Source organism: Pseudomonas sp. FH1 (assembly GCF_000510895.2).
GTDB lineage: Bacteria > Pseudomonadota > Gammaproteobacteria > Pseudomonadales > Pseudomonadaceae > Aquipseudomonas > Aquipseudomonas azotoformans_A.
This window is the reverse complement of record NZ_AOHM01000022.1, coordinates 22,750-45,871: the sequence shown is the minus strand read 5'-3', so window position 1 is coordinate 45,871 and position 23,122 is coordinate 22,750. Positions and strand designations below refer to the sequence as shown.

The 23,122-nt window shown below is 61.4% G+C and carries 18 protein-coding genes and 1 pseudogene; 1 reads left to right on the top strand and 18 read right to left on the bottom strand.

Annotation, left to right across the window (positions count from 1 at the left end):
* Positions 1 to 19 precede the first annotated feature (19 nt).
* Positions 20 to 1,927, top strand: a complete 1,908-nt coding sequence (locus tag H096_RS08945) for a methyl-accepting chemotaxis protein (RefSeq protein WP_033897731.1) — start codon at positions 20 to 22, stop codon at positions 1,925 to 1,927.
* On the opposite strand, the gene H096_RS08940 is transcribed toward H096_RS08945, so the two are convergent.
* The 18 genes and pseudogenes from H096_RS08940 to H096_RS08855 all read right to left on the bottom strand — a co-directional run bounded on the left by H096_RS08940 (position 1,922) and on the right by H096_RS08855 (position 23,122).
* Complete coding sequence (locus tag H096_RS08940; protein ID WP_033897730.1) at positions 1,922 to 2,656, bottom strand: amino acid ABC transporter ATP-binding protein; 735 nt, start codon at positions 2,654 to 2,656, stop codon at positions 1,922 to 1,924. The two genes, H096_RS08945 and H096_RS08940, sit on opposite strands and share 6 nt — an antisense overlap.
* On the bottom strand, positions 2,649 to 3,608 hold the full coding sequence (locus tag H096_RS08935) for an amino acid ABC transporter permease (protein WP_033897729.1): 960 nt from the start codon (positions 3,606 to 3,608) through the stop codon (positions 2,649 to 2,651). Before H096_RS08935 ends, H096_RS08940 begins: the two co-directional genes overlap by 8 nt.
* 92 nt (positions 3,609 to 3,700) lie before the next feature.
* Positions 3,701 to 4,498, bottom strand: a complete 798-nt coding sequence (locus H096_RS08930) for a transporter substrate-binding domain-containing protein (RefSeq protein WP_025999974.1) — start codon at positions 4,496 to 4,498, stop codon at positions 3,701 to 3,703.
* Positions 4,499 to 4,717: 219 nt separating this feature from the next.
* The gene (locus H096_RS08925; protein ID WP_033897728.1) at positions 4,718 to 5,518 is read right to left on the bottom strand and encodes a transporter substrate-binding domain-containing protein; all 801 of its coding nucleotides are present in this window, start codon (positions 5,516 to 5,518) and stop codon (positions 4,718 to 4,720) included.
* A 184-nt stretch (positions 5,519 to 5,702) separates the two neighbouring features.
* Positions 5,703 to 8,275, bottom strand: a pseudogene (gene mdoH / locus H096_RS08920) (glucans biosynthesis glucosyltransferase MdoH); the annotation flags it as partial.
* Entirely contained in the window at positions 8,268 to 10,004 is a 1,737-nt protein-coding gene (locus H096_RS08915) for a glucan biosynthesis protein G (RefSeq protein WP_033897864.1), read from the bottom strand. The pseudogene mdoH and the gene H096_RS08915, both read right to left, overlap by 8 nt.
* Positions 10,005 to 10,271: 267 nt before the next feature.
* Complete coding sequence (dtd, locus tag H096_RS08910; protein ID WP_033897726.1) at positions 10,272 to 10,709, bottom strand: D-aminoacyl-tRNA deacylase; 438 nt, start codon at positions 10,707 to 10,709, stop codon at positions 10,272 to 10,274.
* Positions 10,706 to 11,677, bottom strand: coding sequence for a prolyl aminopeptidase (gene pip / locus H096_RS08905; protein ID WP_033897725.1), 972 nt, complete (start codon positions 11,675 to 11,677; stop codon positions 10,706 to 10,708). The genes dtd and pip overlap by 4 nt, the downstream gene beginning before the upstream one ends.
* Before the next feature lie 103 nt (positions 11,678 to 11,780).
* Complete coding sequence (locus tag H096_RS08900) at positions 11,781 to 12,716, bottom strand: alpha/beta hydrolase (RefSeq protein WP_033897724.1); 936 nt, start codon at positions 12,714 to 12,716, stop codon at positions 11,781 to 11,783.
* Positions 12,713 to 13,645 carry a choline ABC transporter substrate-binding protein gene (locus H096_RS08895; RefSeq protein ID WP_033897723.1) on the bottom strand — a complete coding sequence of 311 codons (933 nt, stop codon included), beginning with the start codon at positions 13,643 to 13,645 and terminating at the stop codon, positions 12,713 to 12,715. The genes H096_RS08900 and H096_RS08895 overlap by 4 nt, the downstream gene beginning before the upstream one ends.
* A gap of 129 nt (positions 13,646 to 13,774) precedes the next feature.
* Complete coding sequence (gene hutG / locus H096_RS08890; RefSeq protein WP_033897722.1) at positions 13,775 to 14,575, bottom strand: N-formylglutamate deformylase; 801 nt, start codon at positions 14,573 to 14,575, stop codon at positions 13,775 to 13,777.
* 12 nt (positions 14,576 to 14,587) lie between these two features.
* Entirely contained in the window at positions 14,588 to 15,793 is a 1,206-nt protein-coding gene (gene hutI, locus H096_RS08885; RefSeq protein WP_033897721.1) for an imidazolonepropionase, read from the bottom strand.
* Positions 15,794 to 15,808: 15 nt separating this feature from the next.
* Positions 15,809 to 17,218, bottom strand: a complete 1,410-nt coding sequence (locus H096_RS08880) for an amino acid permease (RefSeq protein ID WP_033897720.1) — start codon at positions 17,216 to 17,218, stop codon at positions 15,809 to 15,811.
* A 98-nt stretch (positions 17,219 to 17,316) separates the two neighbouring features.
* Positions 17,317 to 18,855: a histidine ammonia-lyase gene (hutH, locus tag H096_RS08875; protein ID WP_156717472.1), complete on the bottom strand. Its 1,539-nt coding sequence runs from the start codon at positions 18,853 to 18,855 to the stop codon at positions 17,317 to 17,319.
* 32 nt (positions 18,856 to 18,887) lie between these two features.
* On the bottom strand, positions 18,888 to 20,396 hold the full coding sequence (hutH, locus tag H096_RS08870) for a histidine ammonia-lyase (RefSeq protein WP_033897719.1): 1,509 nt from the start codon (positions 20,394 to 20,396) through the stop codon (positions 18,888 to 18,890).
* 16 nt (positions 20,397 to 20,412) lie between these two features.
* Positions 20,413 to 21,237 (bottom strand): glycine betaine/L-proline ABC transporter ATP-binding protein, encoded by an 825-nt coding sequence (locus H096_RS08865; protein WP_005783958.1) that lies wholly within the window; start codon positions 21,235 to 21,237, stop codon positions 20,413 to 20,415.
* Entirely contained in the window at positions 21,234 to 22,085 is an 852-nt protein-coding gene (locus H096_RS08860) for a proline/glycine betaine ABC transporter permease (protein WP_010213842.1), read from the bottom strand. Before H096_RS08860 ends, H096_RS08865 begins: the two co-directional genes overlap by 4 nt.
* A gap of 71 nt (positions 22,086 to 22,156) precedes the next feature.
* The gene (locus H096_RS08855; protein WP_033897718.1) at positions 22,157 to 23,122 is read right to left on the bottom strand and encodes an ABC transporter substrate-binding protein; all 966 of its coding nucleotides are present in this window, start codon (positions 23,120 to 23,122) and stop codon (positions 22,157 to 22,159) included.

Sequence of the window (23,122 nt, the reverse complement as noted above, 5' to 3'; positions counted from 1 at the left end):
TCAGATTCGGAGGTTCATCATGTTTTCTCGGCTGACCCGCTTGCTGGTCAATGCCAGCGTCCGACTCAAACTCGCCCTGGGTTTTGGTCAGGTGCTGATCCTCAGCTTCATCATCGCCATGACCGGCTGGCAAGCCTTGAATGCCGTGCTATTTCGTTCGGGCAACCTGACCGAGCTGGGCAAGCTGGCCGCGGTGGCAGAAGCCATGCGCGCCGACCGTATCGTGTACCGCACCCTGACGGACACCGCCAGCCTAAGCAAAATGAAATTGCAGATCGAAAAAATCGACCAGCACCTCGACTACCTGCAAAACCACCTGAAAGACACAGCCGACCTGCAACGTATCCAGGAAGCGAAGGGTTTGGTGGTCAGCTTCAAAACGGCACTCGTTGAACTGTCGCCGCTGATCGAACAACGCGAAACCACCCGGCCTGTGCTGCGCAAATCCGCCCTACAAGCCAGCGACACCCTCGCCCAATTAGCCAGTGAACTACCCGACCAGCAGGATCAAAAAGCACTCGATGCCATCGAGAACCTGCGGCAAACCATGGAACAAGCTGAAGAGCGTGCCCGCAGCCCTGCCTGGGCTGCCGAATCGCTAAAAGCCTATGTCGAAGTGCTCGGTACAACACTCGATGCTCTGGACATCGCTCAAGCCGCCGTCACGGAGCTGCCCGTGGACTCGGCGCTGCTCAAAACCGACCTGGCCAATTATCGCGCGCAGTTACTGGCGCTGAAGGACGCTCAAGTCACGACTGAAACCGTGCAGAACCGCTTCGAGCAACAACTCAACCAGTTGCTCGAAAAAACCGACCGGGTGAGCGAGGGGCAAATCGTCAAGCGTGACGGTGAGGCGCAACAGACTCGCCTGTTGCTGGTGAGCGTCACGGTTGCCGCACTGTTGCTGGGTGCGCTGGCGGCCTGGTGGATCGCCCGGCAAATCGCCCTACCGTTGCGTCAGGCCTTGGCCGCGGCGAACCGCATCGCCGAGGGCAACCTGAGCGACAACCTGGTGGTGGAGCGTCGGGATGAACTCGGCCAACTTCAGCAAAGCATCGCGCAAATGTCTCGCAACCTGCGCAGTTTGATCAGCGGCATCGGCGACAGCGCCCGGCAGATCGCCAGCGCGGCCACCCAGCTCTCCACCGTCACCGAACAGACCCGCGCCGGGGTCAGTAACCAAAGGGACGAAACCGACCAGGTGGCCACCGCGATGAATGAAATGCTCGCCACTGCCCAGGAGGTCGCGCGACATGCCGAACAAGCCTCGGCGGCGGCCAGGGAGGCCGATGAACAAGCCACGGCTGGCGACAAGGTTGTCGGGCAGGCCGTCGAGCAGATTGGTCATCTGGCCCACGAAATGGCGCGCGCCGGCCAGGCGATGATTGCACTGCAACAGGAGAGCCAAAAGATCGGCGGCGTGCTGGACGTGATCAAGTCCGTGTCGCAGCAGACCAACTTGCTGGCGTTGAACGCCGCCATTGAAGCCGCGCGGGCTGGCTCGGCAGGCGAAGGGTTTGCCGTGGTCGCAGACGAAGTGCGCAGCCTGGCTTTACGCACGCAGGCATCCGCTGAAGAGATCGAAGGGCTGATACTCGGATTGCACACCGGCACCCAGCAGGTGGCCGATATCATGGACGGCAGCCGCGCCCTGACTGACTACAGCGTCGACCTGAGCCGTGATGCAGGCGATGCACTCGCGGCGATTATCCGCACGGTGTCGATCATCCAGGAAATGAACCCGCAGATCGCCGCTGCCGCCGAGGAGCAGAGCGCGGTGGCGCAAGAGATCAATCGCAGTGTGTTGAAGGTGCGCGATGTGTCCGAACAAACTGCCGCCGCCAGTGAGGAGACGGCGGCGGCGAGTGTTCAACTAACCCGGCTGAGCCTGGATCTACAAGCGCTGGTGGGCAAATTCAGGTTATAGGACCTGACGCAGGAAAGCTTGGGCCCGTGGGTCTTTCGGCGCATCGAAAAACGCAGCCGGGGCGGCGTCTTCCAGCAGTTTGCCATGATCGAAAAACAGCACGCGGTCAGCCACTTCACGGGCAAAGCCCATTTCGTGGGTAACGCAGACCATGGTCATGCCTTCCAGGGCCAGGGTCTTCATCACGTCCAGCACTTCGCCGACCATTTCCGGGTCCAGCGCCGAGGTGGGCTCGTCGAACAGCATGACCTTGGGGTCCATCGCCAGGGCCCTGGCAATCGCGACGCGCTGCTGTTGGCCACCGGACAAGCGTGATGGAAACTCATTGGCCTTCTGTGCAATTCCGACCTTTTCCAGCAACGCCAGGGCTTTGGCCTCGCGCTCTTTCTTGCTGCGCTTGCGCACGACTTTCTGCGCCAGGCACAGGTTTTCCAGCACCGTCATGTGGGGGAACAGGTTGAAATGCTGGAACACCATGCCGACTTCGCGGCGATAGGCATTCACGTCGGTCTTCGGGTCGGCCAGTTGCAGGCCGTCGATGCTCACCGAGCCCGAGTCAAATTCTTCCAGGCCATTGAGGCAGCGCAAGAAGGTGGACTTGCCGGAGCCGGACGGGCCGATCACCACCAGCACTTCACCCTTGGCCACTTGGGTGGTCACGTTGTCGACCGCGCGGACCACCTGCCCACGGGTGTCGAAGACTTTTACCAGATCGCGGACTTCAATCACTTTGCGCGAGCCTCCGCTCAAGCCGGCTGGCCATTTTCGACAGCGGCAGGTTGATCAGCAGGTACAGGCCTGCGACGCAGAACAGGATTTCAAACGGCGAGAACGAGGTGGTGATCACCTCACGGCCGCTCTTGAGCAATTCGGTAATCGCAATCACCGAGACCAGCGAAGTGTCTTTCACCAGGCTGATAAATTGCCCAGCCAATGGCGGCAGCACGCGCTTGAACGCCTGCGGCAATACCACATGGCGCATTGACTGGCTCGCGCTCAGGCCCAAGGACCGCGCGGCTTCGTTCTGGCCACGGGTAATGGACTGCACGCCAGCGCGGACGATTTCCGCCACGTAGGCGCCGGTGAACAGCGACAGCGCGGCGATCCCGGCAAATTCACGGGACAGGTTGAGCACCGTTCCGATAAAGAAGTAGAAAATGAAGATCTGCACCAATAGCGGCGTGCCGCGTACCAGTTCGACGTAGATCGTCGACAAATCTCGTAAGGTCGGGTTGCTGGACAAGCGGCACAGCCCGGTCGCCAGGCCGATGATCAAGCCAAGGATGCCAGAGACAACAGACAGCCACAGTGTGGTCCACAAACCCCACATCAGTGGGCCCAACGCCCAATGGCGGGTCACGCCGACCACATCGCCTTCGGCCACATCGTCGTCACGCGCCACTTGCAGGCTGTTGTCGGCAACGGTCAGCTTTTGCTCGGCGCCCGCGTCGTTGCGCAAGGTCACTTCGGCGATATCGCCTTTGCGTACCAGCTCGACGACCGTGGAGATATCAGCGGCGCGCTGGGACGTTTCAGCCTGGTAGGCGAAGTATTGCGGTACACGGTTCCAGCGCCACTCGTAGGACATCAGCGACGTGGCGTAGTACAAGGCGCCGGCCAGGCCGACCAGCACGACCACGGTCAGCAGGTGCCAGGGCCATTGGGCTTTTTTCTGTTTCATTACTCAACATCCAAAAAAGTCTAAGGCAAACGCCTTTGTGTAGTGAGCGGGCTTGTCGAATCGTCGCACCGCCCGCTCACTACAAACCAGCCTTATTCCATGTCCTTGAGCCACTCGGAGCTCTTGAACCACTTGTCATGGATGCGATCGTAGGTGCCGTCGTTGCGGATCTGGTGCAGGAAGTTGTTGATGAAGTTGATGCTGTCGTAGTCGCCTTTCTTCAGGCCGAACGCCAAAGGTTCGAAGGTGAAGGGTTCTTCCAGGTAGACCAGCTTGCCGTTACCGACCTTTTTCTCGGCCACAACGTTGTACGGCGCGTCATACACAAAGGCATCGGCCTTGCCGTTGACCACGTCCAGCACGCCTTCCTGCTCGTTGTCATAGCCGTGGTACTTGGCCTTGGAGATCAGCTTCTTGGCCACCATTTCGCCGGTGGTACCGAGCTTGGAGGTCAGGCGGTATTTCTCGTCGTTCAGGTCTTTGTAGGACTTGATGGTGCCTTCCAGTTCCTTGCGGATCAGCAGGGTCTGGCCGACCACGATGAAGGGTTCGCTGAAGTTCAGGCGCAGGTTGCGTTCCTGGGTCAGGGTCATGCCGCTGCCGATCATGTCGAACTTGTTGGTCAGCAGGGCCGGGATGATGCCGTCGTAGCCGGTGGAGATTGGCTCGAACTTGACGCCCATGGACTTGGCCATGGCCTTGAGGATGTCCACTTCGAAACCGATGATTTCGCCGCGTTTGTTGGTCATCTGGAACGGCATGTAGGTCGGGTCCATGCCGACTTTCAGCGTGCCGCGCTTGACCGCATCATCGATGGCGCCGGCCTGGGCCGCATTGACCGCGACCAGCGCGGTGACGCCAAGCAGCAGCATCGAAAGATACTTTTTCATCATCAAGTCCCCTGAACGATTCTTATGAGGTCGGCGCGCAAACGGGCTGCACCATTTCGGGGTGCGATCCTAACCCACTCGCCTGCTGTCACAAAGGTTTCACGGCTATTTGTTGTCGGCGTATGTCGGAAAAGCCCCACAACCGCGCAGCAAAGGGCAGATGTAGACACATGCAAGGTCGATGGAAGCAACGGTTTGATATGTAAGCAGTTATGACTTTCAGTCGATCTCCGCCAGCCAGGCGGTGTCTTTAAACCACTTATCGTGAAGACGATCGTAGGTGCCGTCCTGGGCAATCTGGTTGAGAAAATGATTGATCCAGTTGAGGCTGTCGAAATCGCCTTTTTTCAAGCCAAACGCCAGCGGTTCAAACGTGAAAGGTTGCTCGAGCGCCAGTAGCGTGGTGTTTTCCGGGCGGTTCAGGGCGATCAGGTTGTAGGGCGCGTCATAAATAAAAGCATCTGCCTTGCCCTGTACCACTTGGCGTACTCCTTCCTCCGGTGTTGAGAAGCTGCTGAGTCGGGCCGCCCCTAGAAACCGTCGCGCCGCCAGCTCGCCGGTGGTGCCTTCGGTGGTGGCGATCCGGTAGCTGGCGTCGTCCAGGTCTTCGACACTGCTGACCTTGCCCGCCAGGCTCGGATGCAACAGTACGGACTGGCCGACCACAATGAACGAGTCGCTGAAATTCAGCTTGAGGTTGCGCTCCTGGGTGACCGTCATGCCGCTGCCGATCAGGTCGAATTTCTTCGCCTGCAACCCCGCCACCAGCTCGGTGTAGGGCACTGCGACCAACTCAAGTTCCACACCCAGTGCTTGGCTCATGACCTTGAGCAGGTCGATTTCAAAGCCGATGATTCGCCCCTGTTTGTCGGTCATTTCGAAGGGCACATAGGTGGGTGTGGTGCCGACCTTCAGCACGCCGCGTCGAACGGCGTCGTCAATCGCGCCGGCCTGCGCCAACCCCGTGTGAATCAATGCGGCAGCGCTTAGCAGCAGCGCCAAACAATAGCCTTTGCTCATGAATACCCCTGTGGCAAGTCCAAATCCGGGGCGATGCTAACTCAGTCACGGGCACGGCAATATGCCTCGGACGAGGGACTTTTGTTTCGAAAAAACAAGACGTTAGCAGGAGATAGGAGGGAGCGGAAAACGCTGTAGGACCAGCGTTTGGAACGCCCCCGAAGAGAACCCTCGGGGGCGTCTGAATCAGGCCGGTTGGGCCTGGGACGACAGCGGTTGCAGCGGCAGCAACGGCGCGTGCGGATCAGCCTTGATCGAGTCACGCCAGGCGGCGAGCCACTCGGCATGGCCTTCGTTCCAGACGTGCTCATGCAGGCGAGCCAGGGCGACCGGGTCGCTCAACAGAGCCAGGCGTTCACCGTTGTTGAGGCCGGCCGGGCCGACTTTCAACGCGTGACGCACACGTTCGGTACGCAGGTACTCGATCGGCTCCGCTTCACGGTGACGCGAGGTCGCCAAGGCGCAGGCCAGGGCGTTCTGCTGCGGGTCGACCACCGAGCGCACGAAGCCATCGTTCAGCGCATGCCAACGGTTTTCGTGGGTGTACTGCTCGGTCGACAGCAACGCTTGCGGCGGATTGTATTCCTCGGGGATCAGGAACAGGCTCTCGTCGCGGGACTTGAGGCCCAGCCCGACACGGCTGGAGATCACCGACACCGGGATCGACAGCATCAGCGACCCCACAATCGGCACCAACCACCACAGGAAGCTCGGGTTCAACCACACCACCAGCAGGGCCCACAGGAAGCCCAACACGGTTTGCGGACCGTGGCGCTTGACCGCTTCGCTCCATGGGGTGGAGTCGTCGTCACGCTGCGGCGAGTTCCAGGTCGCAGCCCAGCCGAGGAACGCGGCGAGTACAAAGCGGGTGTGGAAAATCATCCGCACCGGCGCCAGCAGCATGGAGAACAGCATCTCCAGCAGCATCGACAAGGTCACCTTGAACTTGCCGCCGAACTCTTTCGCGCCCTTGGCCCAGATCAGGATGATGCTCAGCAGTTTCGGCAGGAACAGCAACACGATGGTGGTGGAGAACAGCGCCACCGCCTTGTCCGGATGCCATTGCGGCCACAGCGGGTACAACTGGCGTGGCGCCATGAAGTACTGCGGTTCCATCAGGGTGTTCACCGCCAGCAGGGCCGTGGACAGCACCAGGAACAGGAACCACAACGGCGCCGACAAGTAGGACATCACGCCGGTCAGGAACACCGCACGGTGCACCGGGTGCATGCCCTTCACCAGGAACAGGCGGAAGTTCATCAGGTTACCGTGGCACCAGCGACGGTCACGCTTGAGTTCGTCCAGCAGGTTCGGCGGCAACTCTTCATAGCTGCCCGGCAAATCGTAGGCAATCCACACGCCCCAGCCGGCACGGCGCATCAACGCCGCTTCAACGAAGTCGTGGGACAGGATGGAACCGGCGAACGCGCCTTTGCCCGGCAACGGCGCCAGGGCGCAGTGCTCGATGAACGGCTTCATGCGGATGATTGCGTTGTGACCCCAGTAGTGGGATTCACCCAGCTGCCAGAAGTGCAGGCCGGCGGTGAACAGCGGGCCATACACGCGGGTAGCGAACTGCTGCATGCGCGCATACAGGGTGTCCATGCCCGACGCACGCGGCGCGGTCTGGATGATCCCGGCATCCGGCGTGGCTTCCATCAGGCGTACCAGGCTGGTCAGGCATTCGCCGCTCATCACGCTGTCCGCGTCGAGCACGACCATGTACTTGTAGTCACCGCCCCAACGACGGCAGAAGTCGTCGAGGTTGCCACTCTTGCGCTTCACGCGACGGCGGCGACGGCGATAGAAGATCTTGCCGAAGCCACCGGCTTCGCGGCACACGTCGAGCCAGGCTTGCTGTTCGGCGATGCAGATGTCGGCGTCATTACTGTCGCTGAGCACGAAGAAATCGAAGCGGTCCAGGTCACCGGTGGCGGCGACCGATTCGAACGTGGCGCGCAAACCGGCGAATACCCGAGGCACGTCTTCGTTGCAGATCGGCATCACCAGCGCGGTACGGGCGTCTTTCGGAATCGGCTCGTCACCGGCACTTTTACCGGAGATCCGGTATTTATCGTGACCCGTCAGCAATTCCAGGAAGCCCATCAACGCGGTCCAGAAACCCGCCGATACCCAGCAGAACAGGATCCCGAACATGATCAGGATGCTGGTTTGCAGGGCGTAAGGCAGTACCTGGGTAGCAGTCTGCAGCAGGGTCTGGTTGCGGATTTCGTCGAAGTCGACCAGCGACCAACCCTGGTACGGCATGATGCCTTTCATGTACCAGCCAGCCACGATGGTCTGGCCGAGCATCAGCACCAGCAGGATGTAACGACGGATCGAACCGACGGTACGCCAGCGCGCGGCCGGCAATACACGCTCATCCTTCGGCGGCGCCGGAGGATTGCTGCGCCCGGTGAGTCGGCGCCAGCCGCGCACCAGGATATTGGTGCGCCACGGCTCCGGCACCACGCGGGTACGACGGATTGGCGGCGTGGCCTTCAGGCACACGCGGCCAGCAGCGTCGACCGCCAGCATTTCGGCGTCTTGCAGCTCTTCGGCGGTGTTGAGGGTCAACCGCGTGCCAACCGACGCCTGGGCGGCGTCGACCGGCGCGTCGAAGGTCGAGGACGACAAGCGTTCGTGCAGCTCGGTGAAGGATGTGCAGCCCGCCAATTCGGCGCGCTGCTCAGCGGTCATCGGTAGATGCGCCAGATACTCCTGCAGAGTTTCTGGCTGGACTTGAGAATTACTCATCGGCAGGCAACTGATAGCTCCAGGTTTCGGTCAGGACTTGTTCGGTCTTGATCGGCTCCGGTGTGGCTGGGGCAGCTTCTGGCTGCTTGGCTTCCTTGTCTTTCGCGTCTTTCTTGGCCTGTTTCTCGTGCTGCTTGGCCAGGACCTTGTCAGCCTTGAGCACGTGGCTCGAGTCCTGTTCAGGCGCAGGTGGGGCAACATCTTGCACCAGCGCTGCGCGCATTTCGGTCGGCTTGCCTGCGTCCTTGATCTTCATGCGCAGGGTCAGGCGCCAGCCTTTGGTGTGTTCGTTGTAGCGCACGCTGTTCTCAACCAGTTCAGCGTTGTCGCTGACACTCACTTGGCTGCGCACCGGGGCATCCGATGGCAGGGCCTTGAGGGACGGGCCCTCGAAGTCCACCAGGTAGGCCACGCTGCCGTCTGGCTGGCGGATCAGGTTGGATTGCTTCACGTCACCGGTAGAACGCAGGGTCTGCTTGACCCAGGCGCTGTCGCTTGGGTGCAGGGATTTTTCGTCCATGGTCCAGTGCAAGCGGTAGGAAACGTCCAGCGGCTTGCCGACTTCCGGCAGTTCCGCAGGGCTCCAGAACGCAACGATGTTGTCGTTGGTTTCATCGGCAGTCGGAATCTCTACCAGATTGACGGTGCCTTTGCCCCAGTCGCCCTCAGGCTCGATCCAGGCGCTTGGGCGCTTATCGTAGTTGTCGTCGAGGTCTTCGTAGTGGCTGAAGTCGCGACCGCGTTGCAGCAGGCCGAAACCCTTCGGGTTTTCTACGGTGAAGTTGCTGACCGACAGGTGTTTTGGGTTGTTCAGTGGGCGCCAGATCCACTCGCCATTACCGGCATGGATCGACAGACCGCTGGAATCGTGCAGCTCACGACGGTAGTTCAGCACTTTGGAAGGCTGATTCGCGCCGAACAGGTACATGCTGGTCAACGGGGCAACGCCCAGTTTGCTGACCTTGTCGCGCAGGAACATCTGGGATTTCACGTCGACAATGGTGTCGGTGCCCGGACGCAGGATCAGTCGATACGCGCCGGTCGCGCGTGGGGAGTCCAACAGGGCAAAAATCACCAGTGTTTTCTCACCCGGCTTTGGACGCTCGATCCAGAACTCGGTGAAACGCGGGAATTCTTCGCCGGACGGCAATGCAGTGTCGATCGCCATGCCACGGGCAGACAGACCGTACGCCTGGCCCTTGCCGACTACGCGGAAGTAGCTCGCGCCGAGCATGGTCATGATTTCGTCTTGTTTGTCGGCCTTGTTGATCGGGTACAGCACACGGAAGCCGGCATAACCCAGCTGTTCGGTGGCTTTAGGATCAAACTTCACGTCGCCGAAATCGAAGCGCGTCGGGTCGTATTTGATTTCCTGGACGCTGTCGGCGGTGACTTCGTTGATTTTCACCGGTGTATCGAAGTGCATACCCTGGTGATAGAAGGACAGCTTGAACGGGGTGTTTTGATCAGCCCACTCGGCTTTTTCGTTGCGGAAACGAATCTTCTGATAGTCCGCGAACTTCATTTCGCGGAATTCGTTCGGCAGATTGCTGCGCGGAGCTTCGTATTTCTGCCCGGCCAGCTCTTTTGCCTTGGCCGACACATCATCCAGACTGAATGCCCACAGTTGACCCGCGCCGAACAGGCAAAACAGGGCGGAGCCCGTCACCAGTGCGTTTCGTAACCGTTTGGCAGACAATTTTGGTGCATTACAGGGACTAACAATCACGAGCAACCCTCGCCGAAAACAGATCAAAAAACCAACGGCCAGCTATCTATATGCCAGGTTGGCGAGCATTGTTCCGACTCCCCTGGGGCAAAATGATTCCCCATGGGTTGTCGGACAAGTCTCTACCTAAGTCAAAAATGGACCAAACAACGCTGATCCCCGTAGCGCGCGATTATCTAGTAGCCCGCGAAACAACGCATCAGGGATAACGAAGTATTTGTAGCGAAACCCTGCGTTTTTAGGCATTAAAAGTCATTTTTAATACATTCACGTCTGCAAGAGGAAGGTCACAGGGCCATCATTGACCAAATGCACCTGCATATCCGCGCCAAAACGCCCTGACGCCACCTTGCCATGCAATTGTTGCGCTTGTAACAGCAAGTGATCAAAAAGCGCCGCTCCCAGGGCCGGTGGGGCCGCTGTAGAGAAGCTCGGCCGCAGCCCGCTCTTGGTATCCGCCGCCAGGGTGAACTGCGACACCAGCAACAAACCGCCGTCGATATCCTTCAACGACCGGTTCATCTTGCCTTCGTCGTCGCTGAACACCCGATAGTTCAACAGCTTGTGTAACAGCTTATCGGCACTCTCCGGCGTATCCGCAGGCTCGACGGCCACCAGCACCAGCAACCCCTGGTCGATGGCGCCGACGATTTCGCCCGCAACCTCGACCCGGGCGCCGCGCACCCGTTGCAGCAGGCCCTTCATGCTTCTTCGGGCGGCAGGTCGAGCAAGCGACGTGCCATCTGGCTGGTCGCCCGCACCAAGGCATCGGTGATGCCGGGCTCGGACGCGGCATGGCCGGCCTCGCGAATCACCTGCAACTCACTGTTGGGCCACGCCTGGTGCAACTCCCAGGCGTTATCCAAAGTGCAAATCATATCGTAGCGCCCGTGAATGATTACGCCAGGCAGATGGGCGATCTTGTGCATATCGCGGATCAGCTGGTTGGGCTCCAGGAAGGAGTTGTTGGTGAAGTAGTGGCACTCGATCCGCGCGATGGACAGCGCGCGCTGTGGCTCGGAAAACCGCTCCACATGCTGCGGGCTCGGGCACAGGCCGAGCATGCGCCCTTCCCAGCCGGACCAGGCCTTGGCCGCGTGCATCTGGGCGATCTGGTCGTTGCCGGTGAGGCGCTTGTGGTAGGCCGCGATCATGTCGTGACGCTCTTCCGGCGGGATCGGCGCAATGTAGTCCTGCCAGTAATCCGGGAACAGGCGGCTCGCGCCTTCCTGGTAGAACCAATGGATGTCCTGCGGCCGGGCCAGGAAAATGCCGCGCACGATCAGGCCGAGCACACGCTCGGGATGGGTTTGCGCGTAGGCCAGTGACAGGGTCGAGCCCCACGAGCCGCCGAACAGTACCCACTTGTCGATGCCCAGATGCTCGCGGATGCGCTCAAGGTCGGCGACCAGGTCCCAGGTGGTGTTGTTTTCCAGGCTGGCGCGCGGGGTGGAGCGCCCGCAGCCACGCTGGTCGAAGGTGACGATGCGGTACAAGTTAGGGTCGAAATAGCAACGGCTCTGGGCATCACAACCGGAACCCGGGCCACCATGGATAAAGACGACGGGCAAGCCTTCGGGGGAGCCACTTTCATCGACGTACAGCGTGTGGATGTCATCGACGGCCAGATCGTGCCGGGCGTGGGGTTTGATCTGCGGGAACCAAGTCTGCATTGCGCGCTCCGTAAGGGGTCGGGTTCATCCCTGGGGGGACGTCTTTTATTTTGCCGTCTGGCACTATAAACCCGAATTGTGCAATGAGCATGTCCTAGAGCACTTAGACCTGTGTCAGCCCTTCGCTCCCCAGGTAGTCCAGCAGGTATTCATAGAGCCGGTCCACTTCCGGCGCTTGCCGCCGCCCCCGCAGGCAGCCGTGGACCAGGCCTTTGCCGGGATACAGCACGGCGGCCACGCCTGCCGCCTCCAGACGTTCGGCGTAGAGCATGCCGTCGTCGCGCAGCGGGTCGAACTGGGCCACGGCGATCAACGCCTTGGGCAAACCGCTGAAGTCTGCGGCCAGCAGCGGCATCGCGTAGGGTGACGGGTTGCCACTGCCCTGCAGGTACAGCGCCAGGTAGCCATCGGTGTCGGCGCTGCTGAGCAAGGGCGCGTCCATGCAGTCGCGCCGCGATGGCAAGTCGCAGGGGCCGCCCAACCCCGGATAGATCAAGACCTGGGCGCGCGGCAACGGTTGCCCGTCGTCGCGCAATCCCATACACAATGCTGCCGCCAGGTTGCCGCCTGCACTGTCGCCCATGACCACCAGGCGCCGCAGGTCGATGGCATACGGCGCCTGCCTCGCCTGGATGGCCTGCCACACGGCGCGACAATCCTCATAGGCGGCCGGGAACGGGTGTTCAGGCGCCAGCCGGTAATCGATGGCGATCACCAACACCTGCAAGGCCGTGGCCAGCTCGAAGCAGATGAAATCGTGGGAATCCAGCCCGCCGACGACCCAACCGCCGCCGTGCATATAAAGGAGGCAAGGCCAGCCATCAGCAGGAACCGGCGAGGTCGGCAGATAACTGCGCACGCCTACGCCGGCCAGGGTCAAGTCTTCGACCTGCAAGCCTTCGGGTTTCGCCGGGGTGAATGCCTGGCACATGCTGTCGTAGTTTTGGCGTAAGCCCGCCAGCGATGAGTCGTCACGGGTGAAGGACTCAGTCTTCTCCACGAACGCTGCCAATTCTGGCGAGATCGGGTATCGACTCATTTGAGACTCGCCTGCACTGCCGCCGCCCCATCGCTGCCATCGAACGCCTTGACCCCAGCCAGCCAGCGCTGCAAATCCTCGGGGTGATCACGCAGCCATTGCTTGGCCACGTCCTGCGGCGATTTGCGCTCCATGATCGGCACCATCAACTGGCTTTCCTGGGCAGCAGTGAAGGTGAGGTTTTCCAACAGACGATTGGCATTGGGGCAGCGCTCGGCAAAATCCGGCGCAGTGACGGTGGAGACGGTGGCGCGGCCTTCGTCGGGGCCGAATACGTCTTCACTGCCGGTGAGATAGGCCATCTTCATATTGATGTTCATCGGGTGCGGGGTCCAACCGACGAACACCACGAATTCCTTGCGATTCACCGCGCGCTGCACCGCTGCCAGCATCCCGGCTTCACCGGAGGCAACCAACTTGAAGCCGCCAAGGCCGAAGCGGTTGGTGTCGATCATTTTCTGGATATCGGTGTTGGCACCGCTGCCCGGCTCGATGCCATAGATCTTGCCGCCGAGCTTGTCCTTGAAACGGGCGATATCGGCGAAGGTCTTCAAGCCCGCATCCGCCACGTATTGCGGCACGGCCAGGGTGGCCTGGGCGTCGGCGAGGCTGGGTGTATCGAATACCTTGACCTGCTTGGCCGCCAGGAACGGCGCGATGTTGTTGTCCATCGCCGGTTTCCAGTAACCGAGGAAAATATCCAGGCGCTTGTCGCGGATGCCGGCAAAGATGATCTGCTGCACGGCGCTGGTCTGCTTGCTGTCGTAGCCGAGGCCATTGAGCAGCACGTCGGCCATGCCGGAAGTGGCGACCACGTCGGTCCAACTGACCACGCCCATGCGGATGTTCTTGCAGGAGGCCGGTTCGGCGGCCATGGCGTTGGCGCTGAGCAACGCGGCGCCGGTGAGGGTCAACAACAGTTTTTTCATGGAAGAGGTCTCACTCGGCAGCTTTATTGTAGGAGTGGCGTCTGACGCGCCGTATCCACAACCTTACCCAGCGAGACCTCGATAAAAGCGACCTGTGGCGACCGGGTTTTGCACCCAGGCGACAGACGGTCAGCCGTAGCGCTTCTGCCCCCACGCCAACAAACCTTGCAACAATTGCTTGAGCACCACCCGCGTCGGCTCGGCCAGATCCGCTCGATACCGGAACGGCTCGAACTCTTCCATATAGGCGCTCTGGCACAGCTCCAGCTGCACCGCGTGGATATCCTGGCCCGGGTCACCGTAATGCCGGGTGATGTGGCCGCCCTTGAAGCGCCCGTTCAGCACATGGGTGTACTGCGGATGCGTCGCGCAAATAGCTTCCAACTGGCTGGCCAGTTCCGGATCACAGGCGGCGCCATTGAAGGTGCCGAGGTTGAAGTCCGGCAGCTTGCCTTCGAACAGGTGCGGGATGACCGAACGGATCGAGTGCGCATCGAACAGCAAGGCGTAGCCGAACTCGGCCTTGAGCCGTGCCAGTTCCTCCTGCAGGGTGCGGTGATACGGGCCCCAAATTTTCTGCAAGTAACTGGCGCGCTCGGTCTCGTTCGGCTCCAGCCCCTCGCGGAACAAGGGCACGCCGTCGAACAGCGTCGCCGGATACAGCCCGGTGGTGGCGCCGACATACAGCGGCTTGTCGTCGGATGGCCGGTTCAGGTCGATCACAAATCGGGAATATTCTGCCGACAAAGTGCTAGCACCCAGTTCCTCGGCAAAGTCATACAGCGTGGGGATATGCCAATCGGTGTCCGGCAGGCTTTGCGCCTCGGGAATCAACCCCGCCTCGACAGCAGGCGTCAGGCGCAGGCCGGCGTGGGGCATGCTGATCAGCAGCGGCACACGGCCTTGTTTGAAGTTCAGAACCTTATCCACGAACAGTACTCCTCAAACAGTGACATCGACGCCATGGCGCACGACGCGTTTATCCAGCTCGCCGCCCAGCCAATAGGCCAGGTCGGCAGGACGATCAATCTGCCAGGCGACGAAATCCGCGACCTTGCCCACTTCCAGGGAGCCGTGGGTATCGCCCATGCCCAACGCAGTGGCCGCATGTTGAGTGGCGCCCGCCAAGGCTTCTTCCGGGGTCATGCGGAACAGTGTGCAGGCCATGTTCAGCATCAGGCGCACCGACAGAGCCGGCGAGGTGCCGGGGTTGAGGTCGCTGGCGATGGCGATTTTCACGCCGTGCTTGCGCAGGGCGTCCATCGGCGGCAACTGGGTTTCGCGCAGGAAGTAGAACGCGCCCGGCAGCAGCACCGCGACGGTGCCGGCAGCGGCCATGGCGATGGCGTCTTCTTCGGTCATGAACTCCAGGTGGTCCGCCGACAGCGCCTGGTAACGCGCCGCCAGGCTGGAGCCGTGCAGCGATGAGAGTTGCTCGGCGTGCAGTTTCACCGGCAGGCCGAGTTGCTGGGCAACCTTGAACACGCGCTCCACCTGCTCGGTGGAAAACGCCAGGTATTCACAAAACGCATCCACCGCGTCCACCAGCCCTTCCGCCGCCAAGGCCGGCAGCATCTCGGCGCAGATGTGCTCGATGTAGTCGTCGGCGCGGTCCTTGTATTCCGGCGGCAACGCGTGGGCCGCCAGGCACGTGGCGCGCACGCTGACCGGCAGCGCTTCACCAAGGCGACGGGCGACGCGCAGCATCTTGCGTTCGTTGGCCAGGTCCAGGCCGTAGCCGGACTTGATCTCCACGGTGGTCACGCCATCGCGTAGCAGACTGCGCAGGCGTTTTTCAGCGCTGGCAAACAGTTCATCTTCCGTCGCCGCACGGGTGGCACGCACAGTGCTGGCAATACCGCCGCCCTTGGCCGCGATCTCGGCGTAGCTCACGCCTTCGAGGCGTTGCTCGAACTCGCCGCTGCGGTTGCCGCCGAACACCGTGTGGGTGTGGCAGTCGATCAGCCCGGGGGTGACCCACGCGCCTTGCAGGTCATGCACCTGGGCGTAATCCGCCGTGGGCGCCTGGCTGCGGGGGCCGATCCACTCGATGAGCGAACCCGCTGTGACCATGGCGGCATCCTCGATGATCGAGTATTTGCCCTGTGCCATGGTTGCGACGTGGCAGTGTTGCCAAAGCGTTTTCATCAACGCCTCCCTAGATTAACGATGAGACAAAGCCGGGTCGTAATGGACCTTGGCCGCTTGCCCGGCAGCGGGCTTGACCCACAGCAGGTAAGCCACCACCAGCAGCACGATCCACACAGCACCGACCAGCAAAGCGGCCTGGGTGTCCGGGAAGTAACCCAGCACGCCAAACACGAACAGCATGAACACAATGGCGGCCGCCGGCGCATAGGGCCAGAACGGCACGGGGAATTTCAGTTCGGCCACCTGCTCTTTAGTCATCGAACGGCGCATGGCGACCTGGGTGAACAGGATCATCAGCCACACCCACACGGTGGCGAAGGTGGCAATCGAGGCGATCAGCAGGAACACGTTTTCCGGGATCAGGTAGTTGAGCACCACACCGCCGAGCAGCGCCGCGCCCATCACCACAACAGTCATCCACGGCACGCCGTGTTTCGACAATTGCGCAAAGCCTTTGGGCGCCTGCCCTTGCTGGGCCAGGCCGTACATCATGCGGCCGGCGCCGAAGATGTCGCTGTTGATCGCCGAAACGGCCGCCGAGATCACCACGATATTGAGAATGGTCGCCGCCGAGCCGATGCCGAGGTTGCTGAAGATCTGCACGAACGGGCTGCCCTGGCTGCCGATTTGCGGCCATGGATAGATGGCCATCAGCACGAACAGGGTCAGAACGTAGAACAACAGGATGCGCAGCGGCACCGCGTTGATCGCCTTGGGGATCACGCGCTGTGGGTCCTTGGCTTCACCGGCGGTGATGCCGATGATTTCGATGCCGCCAAAGGCAAACATCACCACCGCGAACGAGGCGATCAGGCCGCCAATGCCGTTGGGCATGAAACCGCCGTGGGCCCACAGATTGCTGAGGCCGCTGGCCTGGGTTTCACCGGCCGAATGAATGCCGAACAGCATGATGCCAAACCCGCCGAGGATCATCGCCACAATGGCACCGACCTTGAGCAGCGACAGCCAGAACTCCATTTCGCCAAACACTTTGACGTTGCACAGGTTCAGGCCGCCGATCAAAAACACAATGCCGAGCACCCAGACCCAACGCGCGACGTCGGGAAACCAGAAGCCCATGTAGATACCGAAGGCGGTGACGTCGGCCAGGCAGACGATGATCATCTCAAAGGCGTAGGTCCACCCGAGGATAAACCCGGCCATGGGGCCCAGGTAGGTGCTTGCGTACTGGCCGAACGAACCGGCCACCGGGTTGTGCACGGCCATTTCGCCGAGGGCGCGCATCACCATGAATACAGCGGCGCCGCCGATCAGGTAGGCCAGCAGCACAGCGGGACCGGCCATCTGGATGGCGGAGGCGGAGCCATAGAACAGCCCGGTGCCGATCGCGGAACCGAGTGCCATGAAGCGAATATGTCGGGCGCTGAGCCCGCGTTTCAATCCTTTCTCTTGCTGGTGCATTTCTCTTCCCTAGTTATTTTTATCCCGAGAAAATTTCGACCCTGTCGCCTGACAACTGTAGTGAGCGGGCTTGCCCCGCTCACTACAGAATGTCGCCCTTAGAGGCTCGGCAGCAGCTTGGCCGGCACCAGCTCATTCAGGCAGCGGCTGGCCAACAACTCGCTGGCGGCGTTGATGTCCGGTGCGAAGAAACGGTCCTTCTCATAGAACGCCACTTTGTCGCGCAGGATCCCGCGCGCTTTTTCCAGCGCAGGCGAGGTTTTCAGGCCTTCGCGCAGGTCCAGGCCCTGGCACGCGGCCAGCCATTCCACGGCGAGAACGCCACGGGTGTTCTCGGCCATTTCCCACAGGCGCTTGCCCGCAGCCGGGGCCATCGAAACGTGGTCTTCCTGGTTGGCCGAGGTCGGCAGACTGTCGACGCTATGGGGATGGGCCAGCGCCTTGTTTTCGCTGGCAAGCGCGGCAGCGGTCACCTGGGCGATCATGAAGCCGGAGTTCACACCACCATTGCCCACCAGGAACGGCGGCAGTTGCGACATGTGCTTGTCCATCATCAGCGAGATACGGCGCTCGCTGAGCGAGCCGATTTCAGCGATGGCCAGTGCCATGTTGTCGGCGGCCATGGCCACCGGTTCGGCGTGGAAGTTACCGCCGGAAATCACGTCACCTTCGGCGGCAAAGACCAGCGGGTTATCCGATACGGCGTTGGCTTCTACCACCAACACCTCGGCGGCCTGGCGGAACTGGGTCAGGCACGCGCCCATGACTTGCGGCTGGCAGCGCAGCGAGTATGGATCCTGCACCTTGTCGCAGTTCTGGTGCGACTGAGACACCTGGCTGCTTTCGCCCAGCAGGTGACGATAGGCTGCTGCTGAATCGATCTGCCCACGCTGGCCGCGTGCGGCATGAATGCGTGCGTCGAAGGGGGAGCGCGAACCCAGCACTGCTTCCACGGTGAGCGCGCCGCATGCCAGGGCACCGGCGAACAGGTCTTCGCCTTCGAACAGGCCACGCAGGGCGTACGCGGTGGACACCTGGGTGCCGTTGAGCAGCGCCAGGCCTTCTTTGGCGGCGAGGGTCAGCGGCGTCAGGCCGGCGACTTTCAGCGCGTCGGTGGCTTCCAGCCATTCGCCCTTGTAGCGCGCCTTGCCTTCGCCCAGCAGCACCAGGGACATGTGCGCCAAGGGCGCCAGGTCGCCGGACGCACCGACTGAACCTTTCAGCGGAATATGCGGGTACACCTCGGCGTTGATCAGCGCGATCAGCGCGTCGATCACCTGGCGGCGGATCCCGGAGAACCCACGGCTGAGGCTGTTGACCTTGAGTACCATGACCAGCCGCACCAGGGCATCGCTGATCGGCTCACCGACGCCGGCGGCGTGGGACAGCACCAGGGAACGCTGGAGGTTTTCCAGGTCTTCACTGGCGATGCGGGTCGAGGCCAGCAGGCCGAAACCGGTGTTGATGCCGTAGGCGGTGCGGTTCTCGGCGAGAATCTGCTCCACGCAAGCAACACTGGCGTCGATCTGCGCCGTGGCGCTGTCATCCAGACTGAGGGTTACCGGCTGCTGGTAGATGGCTCGCAGTTGGGCAAGGCTCAGTTGGCCTGGAATCAGGTTTAGCGCAGTCACATTCATACTCCTTTTGAATTGTTCTTTTGAATAAGGCTTCAGTGCAAATTCGGTAAGTCGGTGTCTTTGAGCAGTTGGGCAGCGGCCGCAATGTCCGGCGCCAGCCAGCGGTCCTGCTCGTAGGCCGGGACCACTTCACGCAACAGGCGCCAGGCGCGGTCGGTGCCGGCGCCGAAGCGCTGGTCCTTCAAGAATTCGAACGCCTGGGCCGCCAGCAAGTACTCGATGGCGAGGATCTGCGTCACGTTGGCCAACACCTGGTGCAGCTTGAGCGCGGCATTGGTGCCCATGCTCAGGTGGTCTTCCTGCAGGCCCGAGGTGACGAAGTTGTCGAGCACCGCCGGTTGCGCCAACTGACGATTTTGCCCACACAGCGAAGCGGCGACGTACTGCACGATCATCATCCCGGAGTTGACCCCAGGGTTGCTCACCAGAAACGCCGGCAAGCCACTGACATGCGGGTTGATCAGGCGGTCCAGGCGGCGTTCGGCCACCGAGCCGATTTCGGCCATGGCGATTGCCAGCATGTCCGCCGCCAGTGCCACGAATTGTCCGTGGGGGTTGGCCTGGGACAGCACGCGGTAATGGTCTGGCGTGCCGAGTACCAGCGGGTTGTCGGTGGCGCTGTTGAGTTCGGTCTCGATCTGGCGGGTGGCGTGTTCCACCTGGTCGCGGGCTGCACCGTGGATCTGTGGGATCGAACGGATGCTCAAGGCGTCCTGGGTGCGGATGCCTTTGCTGCTGGCGATCACTTCACTGCCATCGAGCAAGGCGCGCAGGTTGATGCCGACGTGTTGCATGCCAGGGTGCGGTTTTAAGGCGATGATCTCTTCGTCAAACGCGTCGATCTGGCCGCGCTGGGCTTCAAAACTCATGGCGCCGATCACGTCGGCCCACTGCAGCAAGTGATGGGCGTCGGCCAGGGCCAGACAGCTCAGGCCGGTCATGCACGGCGTGCCGTTGACCAGGCACAGGCCGTCCTTGGCGCCAAGCACGACCGGATGCAATCCTTCCGCGCTCAAGGCCTCTTGAGCCGGAACGATGCGGCCTCGGTAACTCACATCGCCCACGCCCAACAAGGCCACGCCCACATGGGCCATGTGGGTCAGGTAACCCACCGAACCCTGGGACGGCACTTGCGGTGTGATGCCGTGGTTGAGCAACGCCAGCAACGAGTGCACCACCTGCGGATGCAGGCCGGATTTGCCGTGGCTGTAGTTGATGATCGCCGCGCAGATGATCGCACGGGTCTGCTCGTCGCTCAGCACCGGGCCAACGCCACAGGCATGACTCAGCAAGGTATTGCGCGATAGCTGGCTGAGTTGCTCGCCCTTGAGCGACACATTGCACAGCGCGCCCAGGCCGGTGTTCACGCCATAGGCGCGCTCACCGCTGGTGACGATGCGTTGCACGATGGCCTGGGCATTGTCGATGCGCGCCCAGGCCTGGCCCGAGAGTTCAAGCACCGCGCCTTGGCGGGCGACGGCGACGACGTCCTGCCAGCGCAGCGGGGCGTCGGCAATGATGATTTTTGCTGCCTGGAACATGGTTGACCTCTTCAATTCAAACCACCGCCGCCCGCCGCTGAACAAACCGATCCACATATTCATCCGCCGGCGAATGCAGGATCTCCCGAGGGGTGCCGACCTGGATCAGCTTGCCATCCTTGAGGATCGCAATACGGTTGCCGATGCGCACGGCCTCGTCGAGGTCGTGGGTGATGAAGACGATGGTTTTGTGCAGGGTCTTTTGCAGCTCCAGCAACTGGTCCTGCATCTCGGCGCGGATCAGTGGGTCGAGTGCACTGAAAGCCTCGTCCATCAGGATGATGTCGGTGTCCGCCGCCAAGGCGCGGGCCAGGCCGACGCGCTGGCGCATGCCGCCGGAAAGCTGGTGCGGGTATTTGTTTTCGTAGCCCTTGAGGCCCACGGTTTCGATCCAGTGCAGGGCGCGTTCGGCGCAGACCTGCTTGGTTTCGCCACGCACTTTCAGGCCGTAGGCGACGTTGTCGAGCACACTCTTGTGGGGCAGCAGGCCGAAGCTCTGGAATACCATGCTGATCTTGTGCCGACGGAATTGGCGCAGGGCTTCCATGTCCAGTTGCAGGATGTCTTCGCCGTCCACCAGGATCGCGCCGCTGGTGGGGTCGATCAGGCGGTTGAAGTGGCGCACCAGGGTGGACTTGCCGGAACCCGACAGCCCCATGATCACGAAGATCTCGCCAGTGCCGATGCTCAACGACAAATCGTTCACGCCGACCACGCAACCGGTCTCGGCCAGCACCTGGTCCTTGGTCTTGCCCTGGCCGACCATGGCCAGCGCATCCTTAGAGCGGGCGCCGAAGATCTTGAAGACGTTTTTAACTTCGATTTTGCTGACAGTAGTCATTTGCTCGCCTCATGCCGTGGACGACCATAGGCCTGGGTAATGCGGTCGATGACCACTGCGAGAATCACAATCGCGAGCCCGGCTTCGAGGCCACGGCCGACGTTGAGGGTCTGGATGCCGACGAGGACGTCTTCACCCAAGCCACGGGCTCCGATCATCGAGGCGATCACCACCATCGACAGCGCCATCATGGTGGTCTGGTTGATCCCGGCCATGATGCTCGGCAACGCCAGCGGCAGTTGCACGCCGAACAGTTGCTGCCAGCGGTTGGCACCAAAGGCGTTGATAGCTTCCATGACTTCGCCGTCGACCTGGCGAATGCCTAAGTCGGTGAGGCGGATCAGCGGCGGCGCGGCGTAGATCACGGTGGCGAAAATCGCCGGGACCTTGCCCAAACCGAACAGCATCAGCACGGGGATCAGGTACACGAAACTCGGCATGGTCTGCATGATGTCGAGCAGTGGCATCAGCACCGAGCGCAGGCGATTGCTGCGTGCGGACAGAATGCCCAGCGGCACGCCGATCAGCACCGAGATCACCGTGGCGACCATCATCAAGGCCAGGGTCTGCATCAGCTTGTCCCACAGGCCAACCGCGCCCACCAGGAACAGCAAACCGACGATCACCGCCGTGGTCACCACCTTGCGGGTGGCGTGCCAGGCGACGCCGCCGACGATGGCCAGCATCAGCCACCAGGGCGCTGCGCGCAGCAGCCCTTCCAGGTTGACGATGGCCCATAGCAGGGTGTCGGAAATGTGCCGGAACACATCACCGTAGTTGGTGACCAATGAGTCCACCCAACCGTTGACCCAGTCGGCGATGGAAAACGTAAAACTCTCAGGAAACATATCGTGCTCTCGATCCAGTGGGTTGTGGCCAGGCGCCCGGCTGCCCCTCAGGGTAGCCGGGCACGCTTGACCTACAAGGCCGCGTCGATTTTCTTGGCTGCGTCGTCGCTCACCCAGGCGTGCCAGACTTCAGGATGTTCCTTGAGGAAAATTTTCGCCAGTTTTGGCGACTCAATTCGCTCCTTGGCCATGCGACCCAGGTTCTGGTTCAGCAGGTCGATCGGCAGGTTGACCTTTTCCAGCACGGCCACCAGTTCCGGGGCTTGCTCGTGGAAGGTCTTGGACAGGCCGACCTTGATGCTCACGCTTTTATCCACACCGGGTTTTTCTTCCAGCTTGACCAGGTCGACCTGGCCCATCAGCGGGGTTGGCGACCAGTAGTAGAACAGGATCGGCTCGCCGCGCTTGTAGCTCGACAGCACCGCTGCATCCAACGCCGGGCCGGTGCCTGGGCGGAAGTTGGTGTAGGAATTTTCCAGGCCATAGCTTTTCAGCATTTCGCTGTTGTCCAGCTCGCAGGTCCAACCGGCCGGGCAGTTGTAGAAACGGCCTTTGGAGGGCTCTTCCTGGTCCTTGAACACCGAGGCGTACTTGGCCAGGTCAGCGATGTTTTTCAGGTCGGGGGCCTTGGCTTCCAGCTTGCGTTTGGCATCGCCTTCGATCACATAACGCGGCACGTACCAGCCTTCGATGGCACCGACTACTGGGGCGCCGACGCCGACGACTTTGCCGGCCTTCTCAGCCTTGTTCCAGACCTCACTGCGGCCCACCCATTCTTCGGCAAAGATCTGGATGTCGTTGCTGCTCAGGGCGTTTTCCATGGTGATGGAGTTGCCCGGCAGGCTGTCGGTTTTGCAGTCGTAGCCTTTTTCCAGCACGGTTTGCAGGATGTCGGTGAGCAACATGCCGCTTTCCCAGTTCAGGCCTGCGAATTTCACCGGCTTGCCGGATTCGCACCAGCCGGCTGCCTGGGCGCCAGCGCTTGCCAGCAAACCTGCAGAGAGCAGGGTGGCCATCAGGGTCTTATGCATTTTCAT

Bases quoted from the DNA above. Each gene is read 5' to 3' on its own strand.
- H096_RS08860 (WP_010213842.1), bottom strand. From the start codon at position 22,085: ATGTTTCCTGAGAGTTTTACGTTTTCCATCGCCGACTGGGTCAACGGT.
- hutH (WP_033897719.1), bottom strand. From the start codon at position 20,396: ATGTTCCAGGCAGCAAAAATCATCATTGCCGACGCCCCGCTGCGCTGG.
- H096_RS08865 (WP_005783958.1), bottom strand. From the start codon at position 21,237: ATGACTACTGTCAGCAAAATCGAAGTTAAAAACGTCTTCAAGATCTTC.
- H096_RS08900 (WP_033897724.1), bottom strand. From the start codon at position 12,716: ATGAGTCGATACCCGATCTCGCCAGAATTGGCAGCGTTCGTGGAGAAG.
- pip (WP_033897725.1), bottom strand. From the start codon at position 11,677: ATGCAGACTTGGTTCCCGCAGATCAAACCCCACGCCCGGCACGATCTG.
- H096_RS08925 (WP_033897728.1), bottom strand. From the start codon at position 5,518: ATGAGCAAAGGCTATTGTTTGGCGCTGCTGCTAAGCGCTGCCGCATTG.
- H096_RS08855 (WP_033897718.1), bottom strand. From the start codon at position 23,122: ATGAAAATGCATAAGACCCTGATGGCCACCCTGCTCTCTGCAGGTTTG.
- H096_RS08935 (WP_033897729.1), bottom strand. From the start codon at position 3,608: ATGAAACAGAAAAAAGCCCAATGGCCCTGGCACCTGCTGACCGTGGTC.
- H096_RS08945 (WP_033897731.1), top strand. From the start codon at position 20: ATGTTTTCTCGGCTGACCCGCTTGCTGGTCAATGCCAGCGTCCGACTC.
- hutH (WP_156717472.1), bottom strand. From the start codon at position 18,855: ATGAATGTGACTGCGCTAAACCTGATTCCAGGCCAACTGAGCCTTGCC.
- hutI (WP_033897721.1), bottom strand. From the start codon at position 15,793: ATGAAAACGCTTTGGCAACACTGCCACGTCGCAACCATGGCACAGGGC.
- H096_RS08880 (WP_033897720.1), bottom strand. From the start codon at position 17,218: ATGCACCAGCAAGAGAAAGGATTGAAACGCGGGCTCAGCGCCCGACAT.
- H096_RS08895 (WP_033897723.1), bottom strand. From the start codon at position 13,645: ATGAAAAAACTGTTGTTGACCCTCACCGGCGCCGCGTTGCTCAGCGCC.
- H096_RS08930 (WP_025999974.1), bottom strand. From the start codon at position 4,498: ATGAAAAAGTATCTTTCGATGCTGCTGCTTGGCGTCACCGCGCTGGTC.
- dtd (WP_033897726.1), bottom strand. From the start codon at position 10,709: ATGAAGGGCCTGCTGCAACGGGTGCGCGGCGCCCGGGTCGAGGTTGCG.